We start from the raw sequence: 13,679 nt of genomic DNA, 5'->3' as shown, positions 1-13,679 counted from the left end.
GATGCATTTCATCGATTTTGAAATTTTAGTTTTCATAAATTGACGTTTTACGGTAATACCGTAAAGCCTTTTTTTAATATAGTTTATATTTTCTATTTTAAGTAATTGTTAATTTGTTCAAGTGTTTGTATTTCAGTTGTTTACGTTGTTTTTTTAAGATTGTGGTTACTGATTTTGGTTTTGTTAAAGTGTCTGTTTTTTAGTTGAGTAGTTTAGCTCGTAGTTGAAATATAAAAAATACACGATTAACAGTATGCTGTTTTTCGATAAGCTACAATATAATTACGATAACAACTTTACTCTTATGCGTAAATTTATATTGTAATTAATTAATCCCTATAGAAAATGATTAACAGAGTTGAAAAATTAAGTCTGCTCTCCGAAATGATTGCTTTTGCAAAGTATGATAAGGATATACAAGAACTAGAATATAATTTTTTACTAGGTGTAGCTAAGCAATTAGGTATTTCTAGAGAAGATTTTGAGTATTTAATAGAGCACCCCGTAAATTATACACACTTAAAATCGCATAGTGAGCGCATTGTTCAGTTTCACAGATTAGTGCTATTAATGAATATAGAACAAGAAGAAGGTGAAGAAACCAGAAAAGGTGTAATTAAACTTTATAACTTTGGTTTGCGCATGGGTTTAAGTCATGAGTCTATATCAAAAGTGTTATACCTAATGGAAAGTTTTCCAAATAAAATTGTACCACCAGACGTATTAATAGATATTTTTAAAACGCAGTATAATTAAAAATACGCTAAGTATTTTAATTATATTAAAAATTTAAAGATTGGTTTTAGAAAAGCTAAAAGTTTAAACTTTTAGCTTTTCTAGTTTTTCTTGGTAAGCTTTTATTTCATCACGTAGTTTAGCTGCTACAATAAAATCTAAAGCTTTAGCAGCCTCTTCCATTTGCTTACGTGTTTCTTTTATTTTTTTCTCTAATTGAGGTTTGCTTAAGTAAGCGCTTTCGGGTTCAGCAGCTTTAAGTGCATCCATTTCGTATTTATAGGTGCTTACAGAATTTTTAGCCAACGCATTATCTAAACTTTTATTTAAAGCTCTTGGTTTTACATTGTTTTTAGTATTGTAAGCAATTTGTTTTTCGCGTCTGTAATTAGTTTCATCAATAGTTTTTTGCATGCTATTTGTAATTTTATCAGCATACATAATAGCTTTACCATTAATATTTCTTGCAGCTCTACCAACGGTTTGAGTTAATGATCTTGTTGAACGTAAAAACCCTTCTTTGTCAGCATCTAAAATGGCTACTAAAGATACTTCGGGTAAATCTAAACCTTCACGTAAAAGGTTTACACCAACTAAAACATCAAAAAGCCCTTTTCGTAAATCTTGCATAATTTCAACGCGTTCTAATGTGTCAACATCACTGTGTATGTATCTGCATCTAATTTGAATACGCTCTAAATATTTAGTAAGTTCTTCAGCCATACGTTTTGTAAGTGTGGTTACTAGCGTACGTTCATCTTTTTCAACACGCTGTTGAATTTCTTCAATTAAATCATCAATTTGATTTAAACTAGGGCGCACTTCAATTATAGGGTCTAATAATCCTGTTGGCCTAATTACCTGCTCAACATATACGCCATCGGTTTTTTGCAACTCATAATCAGCAGGTGTTGCAGATACGTAAATGACTTGATTTTGTAGTGCTTCAAACTCATCAAACTTTAACGGGCGGTTATCCATTGCAGCTGGTAGCCTAAAGCCATATTCTACTAAATTTTCTTTTCGGCTTCTATCGCCACCATACATAGCATGTACCTGTGAAATGGTTACGTGACTTTCATCAACTACCATTAAATAATCATCAGGAAAATAATCTAATAAACAGAAAGGGCGCGTTCCGGGAGCACGACCATCAAGGTAGCGCGAGTAGTTTTCAATACCAGAACAATACCCAAGTTCTCTAATCATTTCTAAATCAAACTCTGTACGCTCTTTTAGGCGTTTAGCTTCTAAATGTTTACCAATTTCTTTAAAATAATCGTGTTGTTTTACCAAATCATCCTGTATATCTTTTATGGCATTTTGAAGTATTTCAGGTGATGTTACAAACATATTTGCCGGATAAATGTTTAAACGGTCATATTTTTCAATAATCTGGTTTGTTTGAATATCAAACGCTTCAATCTCTTCAATTTCATCACCAAAGAAATGTATTCTGAAAGCATTATCAGCATAACTCGGGAAAATATCTACAGTGTCACCTTTTATCCTGAAATTTCCATGGTTAAAATCGCTTTCGGTTCTAGAGTATAAACTTTGAACTAGCCTATGTAGTAGTTTGGTTCTAGAAATTTCTTGATCGCGTTCAATTGAAATTACGTTTTTTTGAAATTCAATGGGGTTACCAATACCATACAAACATGAAACTGATGCAACTACAAGAACATCACGCCTGCCTGAAAGCAGTGATGATGTGGTACTTAAACGCATTTTTTCAATTTCTTCGTTTATTGAAAGGTCTTTTTCAATGTAAACACCCGAAACCGGAATGTAAGCTTCTGGTTGGTAATAATCATAATAAGACACAAAATACTCAACAGCATTATTTGGAAAAAACTGTTTAAACTCAGAGTATAGTTGCGCTGCCAAAGTTTTGTTGTGTGCTAAAACTAGGGTAGGGCGTTGCACTTCTTGTATTACATTGGCAACAGTAAATGTTTTACCAGATCCTGTTACACCTAAAAGTGTCTGGTATTTTTCGTTATTTATAATACCATCTTTTAATTGTTTAATTGCAGATGGTTGATCTCCTGTTGGAGCAAATTCAGATTCAATTTTAAACAGCATAATGCAAAATTACGCAAAATAACTGTGCTTATCGTTTTAAAGTAAAGTGTCCTGAAAAAACTCTGCCATCTTCTAAAAATACTTTAAACCAGTAATCATCCGTTGGTAAAATATTACCTCTAGAGGTGCCATCCCAACCTTCTTCTAGTGTTGAAATTTGTTTTAGAAGTTTACCATACCTATCAAAAATTAAAATAGTGCTATTGTTTTGAAAAGTATCATTAACGCCAATAATTTTCCATTCATCATTAAAACCATCATTATTTGGTGTAAAAAACTTCATGTAACCAAGTACCGAAATGTTTAAAGTTCTATAACCACATCCATTTTTATCATTTATATAAATAGTATAAAATCCAGGTTTTACATTGTTAAATACGGGCTCATCTTGGTATACTAAAATAGAAGTGCCTGTTTCAACCAAAGCAAATTCATAATTACCTTGCCCTAAATTTGTAGTGTTAATGGTAACGCTATTGTTGTTTTCTGTAAAATCAATAATTGTAACATCATTTGTAGTTATAGTTGCTAATTCTGATGCGTTTACAAAAATGTTTCTAGTTCTGCTGCAACCTGTTCCGTTGGTTTTTGTTAATATTACATGGTAAGTGCCTGGTGTAGAAACCTCAATAGTTGGTGTGGTTTGTGGTAATAATTGGTTGGTTGTTGTACCGTCTATACTAGTCCAACGCCATTCATAAGTGAAAGTTTCTGTTATGTTAGCTTCAATAGGATCTAATTCAACAGTAAAGGTTGGGTCTGAGGTGCAAACAATTAGTGGAGATTCTACTATAAAATCAGGTAATGGGTTAACAATAAGTTGTATGGTTGTTGTGCTGGAGCATAATGTATTTACAGGGTTTACAACTCGTGCAGTTATATTTTGAGTACCTGAAATTAAAGGGTTTGGTAATGTAGGACTATTGGTTATAAGAATGCCATTTTCATCTTCATAATCAAAAAATATGTTCATGTTGGTTTGAGTACCTAAAATAACACTGGCAAAACCCGATGTATCAAAAGCATAAAGGCCATCAAAATCAAAATCGCCAGCGTCACCATCGCAAACAACAACTGGGGCTATGGGGTCTGCAATTACGGGTTGTTCATCAACAATAAAATCTATTGTAGTTTCGTCAAAACAAGCGCCATCAGGGTCTTGGGTTGTGTTATTGGTAACTCTAACTGTTATAGTTTGTGTTTCTGTTAAAAAGAAAGGTTGAATTGGGCTTGTAACCATGGTGCCGTTATTGTATTGTAACGGATTGCCAGAGGTGTCAAAATAAGAAATGGTTACACTTGCAGGATCTTGGCCATTAAGAATATTGACTTCTAAGTTTGATGTGTCAAATGAATAATTAACAACTGTATCAGTAGTATCAATATCACAGGCTCTATTAAAAACTACAGGGTTTGCAATAGGTAATGCTTCAACAATTAAAAGGTTTGTAAGCTCTTGTAAACCTAAGCAGTTATTGCCTAAATTGCTTTTAACACGTACCCAAATAGTTTGCATATTGGGTGAAATGGTATTTTGATGATTAGAAATATCAGCTATTTCATTGGTTTCTAATTCAGCGTCTTGTAATGATTCATAGAAATGAACAGTTACGTTAAATGTTGAAAAAATAGTGTTAGAAATATAGTCTCTAATATGAGAAAAATCAAAGGTTGAAATACCGTCTCTATCATCAACACCATCATCACATTGATATATTGAATTTGGGTTGTAGGCACTTAAAGCAGCACTAGACGGACTTACATTTAAGGTTAGCGGTACGGTGCGGTAACAACCATTAGGGTTTTCAACTCTAATCCAAACAGTTTCAGGTGTAAATCCTGGCGCATCTTGGTAACTTTCAGGGCTTATAATTGGGTTGGTTGCATTTTGCGCATCGGTTTGGTTTAAGTAATATGAAAATGACAAGTTTTCGGTTGAGTAATTAGGGTTTATGTCATTTTTTATACTATCTAAAGTTAAGTTGAAAAACGCTTGACCATCATTTGAAGCATCATCACATTGCGTATACGGGTTTGGTGTGTTTGCATTTGGTAGCGTATATACTTCAATATTAAATGTAGTATCAGCATAACAGGCTGCATTAGCATTATTTGTAACTCTAACATAAATAGTTTGGCTATTAGGTGTCATACTATCAAAACTATTAGGGTTTGTAATTTCAATAATGTGTGCAGCATCAATAAAATATCTTATAGAAAAATTTGTAGCACTTTGGCCATTTAAAATTTCGGTTTCTTTTTGAGTTAAATCAAAGGTTTTTAAACCATCAGCATCTGTACCAACCGATGTATCATCACATGCTTGTAAAGGTGTTACAGATAACGATGGGAAAGGACTTTCAAAAACTTCTAAATTAAAACTACTGGTAGCATAACAATTTACATTGCTGTTATTTTCTACACGAGCGTAAATAGTGGTGTTTCCACTTTCAAAAGGACTTGTAATTGCATTTGTATTAGTATCAGCATCTGCTTGTGTTTCATGATAGGTAATTGTAAAGTTTGCATTGCTGTTAATACTGCTGTTTTGCAACGTTAAGTTAAAAGGCATAGTACCGTTATTATCATCATCACATAACTGCATATTGGCCGCTGTATTGGCTACCGGCATTTCATTTACAGTTATAGTTATATCAGTTGTGTAAATACCACAACTATTACCAGCCCTATTTAAAAACGCTCTAAAAATTGAATTGTTTATACTTAAAGGTGCATTTGTAATATTTAAATTGAATGTGTTTACACCTGAAAATGTGGCATTGTTAGTTAAAGCTGCCCAAGTAGTTCCATTATCGGTTGAAAACTCCCATTGAATAGTTTCGGCATCAGCCGATACTAAAGGAATAGTGAAGTTTGAATTTTCGCAAATTACAGCAGCTGATAAGTGATTATCAATAGTAATAGGAGCAAAGGTTAAATAATCGGCATTTGGTAGTGTGTAACCATCTGTTGCATTTGTAACCAATCCGTTAGCATTAACAGTTACTGTAACATCGCCTAAATAATCGTCGTTATTAGCATCAGAAAAACCAGCTTCAATAACATCGCTACAGCCATCGCCATCACTATCTGCATCAATGTATGAAAATATAGTATCTGCATCAAAATCATTTAAAGTATAACCTATGGTATTACTATCGGGTGATGTTTCGGCGGCATCTGCCCAACCATTAATACCATATGTTGGGCCATCTTCAACACCATCAAAATTAGTGTCAGATAGTGTGCCTAATTGCCCAGTTTCAACTAAATCTGAAATGCCATCGTTATCACTATCTAAATCATAAAAATCCATAACGCCATCATTATCAGTGTCAATAGGTGCTGGAAAAAAGTCGAAAACATCATCTAATCCATCATTATTAACATCATTTCCAGATGGTGTTACAATGGAGCCAGAACGCTCAATAATATCAGGAATACCGTCATTATCACTATCTAAATCTAATTCATCTTTAATACCATCATTATCGTTATCATTTTTAAAACATGTAAGCGATATGTTAGCAGAAAAAGTAGAGGCTGTATTTATATTTTGAAGTTGATGTTTGAATGAAAAACCGTTAACACTATTTGCAAAAAAATGAAATGGTGTGTTGCCATTGGCCGCAGGGTTTATTCTGAAATGAATTTCAGAGCCTGAAAGTTGTGTGATACCCGTTTCAAAAAGGCCATCAAAATTTGAATCAATTAAAAGACGGTTATCAGGATCAACAACCGTAATATTTTTATTAGCAGGTGCTATGCTCACAATAAAAATTTCACCATCGGTTGGTGTGTTGGTTATTGATGATTCTGTGAGTTTCACATTTACTGGTTCTGTAAAATTTATGGTGTAATTACTCTCTGCATTGGCTGCATTACCAACGGTGCTTGTAAAATTACCTGTATTATCGCCTATAATTACGTTGGTATTTCCTGAACTGCTTGTGCTTGTATAGTTGCCAGTGGCAATACTGCTGCTTGTTGTATTGTCTTGAAACACTAAAATAGGATTGTTGGTATTTTGAATGTTTAGCGTTACATTACCCCTAGACTCTACACAGTTTTCAATACCATCATTATCATTATCAATATCAATATTATCAATAATACCATCATTATCAATATCATCAGGACAAATGCTTACAGGAACTTCAACAGATTCTAAAACATCACCAGTACAGGTTATTTCACCAATAAGTTTATATTTTCCGGGTATTGTTGGAGTAATTGAAGGCACGTTAGATGATACTATTTGAAAACCAGAGCCATCATCAAACCACCACTCATAACTATCAAAGCTTTGGGTATTGGCAGCTTCTAAAGTTATATTTGGAATACAATTACCAAGCGTTGCAAATTGAGCATCAAAATTAATTTCGGGGTTGGTAGGAAAACCCGAGTAAAAACTACCCGAAGTAGCGGCACCATTAACATTAAAGTATGCTACGTAAAGTTCATCATCACCTTGCACAGATACATTGCCCGTTAAACCAGTTACTTTGTAAGTTACATAATCTGGTTTGCCTGTAACGGCACTTGGCCCAACTGTAGAAAAGTTTGATAGCGCTAAATTATTTACTGTAACTGTGGCACCTGTTTTTGTAACTATTGAAACACCACCGCTAAAGTTTGTGCCTCCAATTTCATTAATATTAGCAATATTGTTTATGTTTCCTCTGGTTTCACAACTTAATGGTGGTACAAAAAACATACCTTGGTTTGCTTCACTGGAAGCGCCAACACCTTGATACATAAAGGTATCGTTTGAGGTTTCTACGTATAAATTATCGTTTGTTGTAAAATTATTGCCTTCAATAACATAGTATTCGCCAGCATTAATAGTGGCTATTGGGGCATTGCCATTTATGCTTATAGACGTGTTGTTGGTATGTGCTACAACTAATACGTTTTCATAGGCGTTTAAACCATTGCCTTTTACAAAAATGTATTCATTACCAATTTTTGATAAACCAGCAATTTGGTCTATGCCGTAGTCTCGTCCGCCTCCAGCATCAAAACTACCGTTTGTAGAACCACAATTAACAACAATGGGTTTGTCTGCATTAACAAGGCAGCCAATTAAGCCATCCATAAGGTTGTTTCCTGTGAGGCCATTTTCAAAAATATTAATAGCTAAAACATAACTTTCACCTTCATTTAAATTAATGTTTACGGGTAAAGTGCCAGTGTAATTTTTTATGATTAATCCTGCAGGAAGGTCATCAAAAGTAACACTTGTATTGTCTTCAGTGGCCATTACAGATACAAAACTAAGGTAATTATCTTGCGGGTTGGCACTGGTGTAAGTACCAATTCTAAAGGTAGTATCTGGGGCAGAAAGCCCTTTGCTTACTAGCGCACCTGCTTGAGCACCACCACCAGCAAGCATTCTTACAGATACGTATATTGGTGCTTCGGCTTCAATAATATAGCCTTTATTGTTAAATACTGTGCTTGTGGTGTTTGATGGTACAAATAATTGTGTTGAACCAGAGCCAATGTTAACTGTTTGCGGATTAGCATTTGATACGGTTCCTGTAATGTAATTTGTAGTTGGTTGACCAACAGGAATAATGGTATATGGTACTAAAGAATTTGTTGGTGTTGATATGTATATGAACTGCCCTTCAGGGTTTGCATTACCAAAAGCAGCACTTGTTAATGGCGGAATATAATGCGTTTTACTTAATTGAGCATATGTGTGCGAAGCAAAACATAGCACTAGTAGAAGCAGTAAATTTCTAAAGAAAACATAGCTTTGTTGCATTATGAATATGGTGGTTTAGTTGTTGATTGTTAGCTAGTTTTATAAAAAAAACTAACGTCTAAAATAAACGATTTAATTTATTTTAGACGTTATTATAGTATAAAGGTTTAAAACTTTTAGATGAAAAGTAGTAAAAGTAGAATGATTTGAGGGTTTTATTAACGTTTTAATGCAAAATGACCTTTTACAGTGAACGCTTCACCTTCATGAAGTACATCTGCAGAAAACCAATAATCATCAGCAGGCATATTATTTCCGTTAAAAGTTCCATCCCAACCAACCGATGTATGTGGTAGTGTTTTTATTAATTTTCCGTGACGATTGTATATGTATACAATAGTTCCGGGTATTTCTTCAATTCCCACAATATGCCAAGTATCATTAAAACTATCATTATTTGGTGTAAAATACTTAGGCACATCAATAACAACTACAGTTCTTGTAGCATCAGTACAACCGTTTAAATCTCTAATAGTTACAAGGTGTGGGCCGTAAGTAACGTTTTCAAAAATATTTGATGTTTGTGGTTCGCCGTCATCTAAAATATAAATATAGTCTCCTATACCGCTAACATTAACGGTTATGCTGTTGGGGTCTGCAAAATTAACCGTTGTAGTAAAGTTTATATCGGCTTCTTGAGATTCTATAACTGTAAAGGAATGTGTGTACTCACAATCATCTCCAATAAAATTTGGGGTTGTAACACTTACCCAATAATTACCAATTTGCGAAGGATTGGTTAATATTATTTGCGGCGTAGTTGCACCTGTTGACCATTGATATGTGTCTGAATCATTACCTGTATAGGCGTCAATTACAAGTGGCAAGTTGTTAATGCATAATGGTACAACATCATCAATAGGAATTACGGGTAATGGGTTAACGCGTGTTGAAAAGTTAGTAACATCAAAACAGCCTGTTGCGTTATCTTCAACCCTTGCATAAATAACCTCACCGTTAAAGGCAGCATGCATAATACTTAAGGGGTTTTGGTTGTTTTGGGCATCAGTATTTGTTGTGAAATAAGTTACCGTATAATTGTTGCCGTTTTGAGAACCTAAAATGGTGTTAGCTGTAGTTGAAAGATTAAATTCAAAAAAGCCATCAAAATCATCATCACAAGCTACCAAATCGGGTGTTGTATTTGCAACTGGGTTGGGGTTTACTTGTAAGTTAAACGAGGTTACAATAGCACAGCCTGTACTTATGGTTGTTACTCTTACAAACAATGTTTGAAAGTTAGCTGTGTAGTTGTAATTTGTATTTATAGGGTTTGCGTTTGCTGTAGCATCTGGTTCATTATTATGGTATGAAATGGTTACTGTATTTACATCATTAACAAGTAATGGATTAACTTGGAGTAAATCATAAAAATTGGTGTCATTGTCACAAATTTCAATGGTGCCAACGTTGTTTGTGCTTGGTGGTAAGTTAACAACTAATTCTTGCGAAATAACGCTGTAACAACCTGTTAAACTATTTACAACTTTAATATATACAGTTTGTGAAGCAGAATTAAAGTTGGTAGGGTTTGAAATGGCGTTGGTGTTATCAAAACCATCATTAGGATTAATGTCGTTAAAATTTTCAAAATAATAAACCTCTAAATCATCTGTGATTCTGTCACGCATTTCATAATCGGCATCTTCAAGGTTAAATGAAGTAATACCGTCGTAATCAGCATCACAAGCAACCAAAGGGCCTGAAACTTCAGAAATGTCAGGAGCAGCAATAATATTCATGCCTAATGGTTCAACCACATGGCAGAAAGAATCTTCACTTTCAATTCTAATATAAATTGTTTGCGGGTTTTGGGTATTTGTATATGTGCCTCCTAAGGGGTTTGTATTAGTGTCTGCATCATTAAATGTAGTATGAAATGATATATTTAAATTATCAGGTGAACCCGATGCAATTTCGGTACGTTTAGCATTTAAATCAAACACATGGGTGCCATCATTTGAAATATCATCACAGACTAAAAAATCTACAATTGGATTGTAAATAGGCTCAGGAGATACTTGAATAGTCATAGAAGACGTTGCAAAACAGGTGCCAGCACTAGCGGTTAAGTTTTCAACTCTAATGTAAATGGTTTGCGGACTTGAGGTGTTTTGGTAAACATTATTTTTATCAATAGCGTTGGCTAAATTACCGTTTAAAGCATCATTTTGGTTTTCAAAATAATACACTTCTTTTCCTGTTTGCCCATTGAGCACGTTTACATCCATATCAGATAGAATAAAATCGGCTACAGTGGTACCTGTTTCTTCGCAAATTTGAAAATCTAAATCACTAGGAATAATAGGCAGTGTGTTTACGTAAACATCAATAGGTGTAATATTAAAACAGCCAGATACAGCATACTCTAAACGTGTATAAATGGTTTGTGTTTCAGCATTAAAATTAGTAGGGTTTGTAATGGCATTGGTGCTATTAAATGCATCGTTTTCAGTGGTGAAGAAATTTATATCAATACCATTGGTATTAGTAATCATTTCGGGTATTTTATCTTCTAGATTAATAGTGAAAAAACCATCTTGATCATCATCGCAAATAACAAATGGTGATGGTGGTGTTGTATCTGGTGCAACCACTACTTCAATATCAAAAGGGTTTACAGTTGAACAGCCAGAATTATCATTTTCAATTCTTGCGTATAAAGTTTCAACTGAGTTGGTGTTTGTATAAAAATCTGGCAACGCATTGGTGTTATTTTCAGCATCAGAATTTGAGCCAAAATAGGTAACCGTAAAATTAGTGTTACTGTTGGTAATCATATCATCAAGCGAATGTAAATCTATGCTAACAATACCATCACCATCAGTATCACAATAGGGTATTGGGTCCACCGATTCAAACATTAAAATTGGGTTAACCAACAAGGTTATTTCGGCTGTATCAACGCAGCCAGAGTTAGTGTCTTCTAGCCTAATGTAAAGTGTAGTAGGGCTTAAAGCAGGGTATGGAGATCCCTTATCAATGGCATTGGTGTTATTGTTTAAATTGTCTTCGGTTTCAAAAAATGTTACGGTAATAGGGTTTGGTAAATCGTTGTTTATAAATGTTTCAACAATATTAAGGTTGAAATTTAATGTGTCGTTTTGGTCATCGTTTACATCGCAAAGTGCAAAATCGCCTGTGTCAGTTCCTGTTAGTAATAAATTTGTATGGGCTTCAATAAGTGTTATAGAGGCGCACCCTGTATTATTGTCTTCAACTCTAACATAAATATTTCTTGAACCCGGTTCACCTGCAGGATTGGTGTATTCATAATTTGTTGGGTCTGCAATAGGATTTGTATCTGTTTCAGCATCGGTAAAACTTTCATGGTATGAAACAGTTATGTTTGTTAAACCACCTAAAATATCGTTTATAGCCTGTGTTAAATCAAAATCTGCATTGCCATCGTGGTCAGTGTCACAAGCATCAAGAAACTGGGTGTCTCTATTAATTATGGGGCTTGTGGTCATGTTAACAGTTAGGGTTGTGGTGTTAAAACACCCTGTGTTAACATTTACAATTCTAACATACACGGTATCTGTGGGTGTATTGGTGTTTACATAAGAACCTGGAATGGGGTTACTACCCGTTGAAGCATCTAAAGCATTGTAATGGTATGAAACCATGAAATTGCTGTTGCCTCCTGAAATTTCACTGTCTTTAACTGTTAAATCAATTACAGTGTAACCATCGGGTGTGTCATCACTATCACAAACTTCTAAAGGTGTTGGTGGTGTAGCGTTTGGAGCTTCGTTTACAATTAAATTGAAGGTTGTATAAGCAAAACAATCCGTATCGGTATCATCAATTCTAACAAAAATAGCTTGCGGATTTGATGTGTTTGAAATTGGAGCATTAATGGCCCCTACATTGCTTCGGGCATCTGTTTCAGAAAAGTGATATGAAAACGTGTAATTAGTAAACGGAATATTTGCAATTAACTCAGCGTTTTTTGTTGATAAATCAAAAGTTTCAGTGCCATCACCACTGCTGTCATCACACATTTGATAATCTGTAATAGGGTTTATGGGTTCTTCACTGTTTAATACAATGTTTATTTCATCTTCTTCAATACAATTATTGGCATTTAAAAGTACGCTTACTTCAACTCTGTAATTTCCATCTTGTATGGCGTTAAGAGTTGGGTTTGTTTCGCCAGCTATTTCGGTATTATTTAAAAACCATCGGTATGTTGCAGATGCGTTTTCAATATCGGCATCTAAAATTACCGAACTTGCACAGGTTTCAATATCTTCACCTAAGTCTAAAATTTCAAAGCTATTACCTTCAATAAACACAGCCGAATCAAAGGTGCCATCACGTTGGTCTGCAATAATTAATTTTACGTGATACTGCACGTAAGGAACAATAGTTTCGGCAGCTGTAAGTACTGTTGTTCTTCCGTTGTAGTTGGTGTCTCCGGCATTGTAAACATCAAAATATTCTTCGTTTTCTGGTGGGCAAACACCAAATATTTCATTGTGAACTGTGGTAGAATTTACAGGTTGATTAGTGCCCGGAACTACCGCTATATTTCGGTACGGATTGCTTGTGCCAGCTTCTCTTATTAAGAATACAAAATTATCTGAAATTTGACAGGGGTTTATATCAAAATACTCTTCAGAAGCATATAAATAATTAAATTGAAATTGGCTAGAGGTTGATGTGAAATCAAACTCAATAGATGTGGCATTTAGTGTATTATTTATACCTAAAGCGGTTTCAATATCGGGGTCTGTACCCCAAGTTGTTGAGCCTTCGCTAAGGGTTGGTGTACGCTCACTATTACCGCCTGAATTGGCACTACCTGTAGCCAGCATAATACCATTTTCAAACGGGAAATTTGAAGCACCACGCTCAAAATAGGCGTAACTTGGAAACCCTGATGCGCTTCCGTTTACAGATGATGTTATGTTGGTAATTTCAACACAACCATCAACAAAATTATCTTCTATTAATTGCTGAACTCCTACAGAGCTATCTACAGAGATTTGTTGCGAAAAGACCACACTGCAACTGCAAATGAAGGTTAAAATGAATATATATAGAAATCTCATAGATGTAGGTTTTTCTTCTGTCA

General features: G+C 34.5%; 4 protein-coding genes. 1 reads left to right on the top strand and 3 read right to left on the bottom strand.

Annotation, left to right across the window (positions count from 1 at the left end):
- The first annotated feature begins 345 nt into the window (after positions 1 to 345).
- Complete coding sequence (locus FUA26_RS12735) at positions 346 to 756, top strand: TerB family tellurite resistance protein (protein WP_147136763.1); 411 nt, start codon at positions 346 to 348, stop codon at positions 754 to 756.
- A gap of 63 nt (positions 757 to 819) precedes the next feature.
- Here the strand turns inward: FUA26_RS12735 and uvrB are convergent, their stop codons facing one another.
- The 3 genes from uvrB to FUA26_RS12720 all read right to left on the bottom strand — a co-directional run bounded on the left by uvrB (position 820) and on the right by FUA26_RS12720 (position 13,656).
- Positions 820 to 2,823, bottom strand: coding sequence for an excinuclease ABC subunit UvrB (uvrB, locus tag FUA26_RS12730; protein ID WP_147136760.1), 2,004 nt, complete (start codon positions 2,821 to 2,823; stop codon positions 820 to 822).
- Between the two features lie 28 nt (positions 2,824 to 2,851).
- Positions 2,852 to 8,596, bottom strand: coding sequence for a T9SS type B sorting domain-containing protein (locus tag FUA26_RS12725; RefSeq protein WP_147136757.1), 5,745 nt, complete (start codon positions 8,594 to 8,596; stop codon positions 2,852 to 2,854).
- A gap of 158 nt (positions 8,597 to 8,754) precedes the next feature.
- Entirely contained in the window at positions 8,755 to 13,656 is a 4,902-nt protein-coding gene (locus tag FUA26_RS12720; protein WP_147136754.1) for a T9SS type B sorting domain-containing protein, read from the bottom strand.
- Positions 13,657 to 13,679 lie beyond the last annotated feature (23 nt).

It is taken from the genome of Seonamhaeicola algicola (assembly GCF_007997385.1).
Taxonomy (GTDB): Bacteria; Bacteroidota; Bacteroidia; order Flavobacteriales; family Flavobacteriaceae; genus Seonamhaeicola; species Seonamhaeicola algicola.
Note: the sequence above shows the minus strand (reverse complement) of the source record. Positions and strands in the feature narration are given on the sequence as shown.

Bases quoted from the DNA above. Each gene is read 5' to 3' on its own strand.
- FUA26_RS12735 (WP_147136763.1), top strand. From the start codon at position 346: ATGATTAACAGAGTTGAAAAATTAAGTCTGCTCTCCGAAATGATTGCT.
- uvrB (WP_147136760.1), bottom strand. From the start codon at position 2,823: ATGCTGTTTAAAATTGAATCTGAATTTGCTCCAACAGGAGATCAACCA.
- FUA26_RS12725 (WP_147136757.1), bottom strand. From the start codon at position 8,596: ATGCAACAAAGCTATGTTTTCTTTAGAAATTTACTGCTTCTACTAGTG.
- FUA26_RS12720 (WP_147136754.1), bottom strand. From the start codon at position 13,656: ATGAGATTTCTATATATATTCATTTTAACCTTCATTTGCAGTTGCAGT.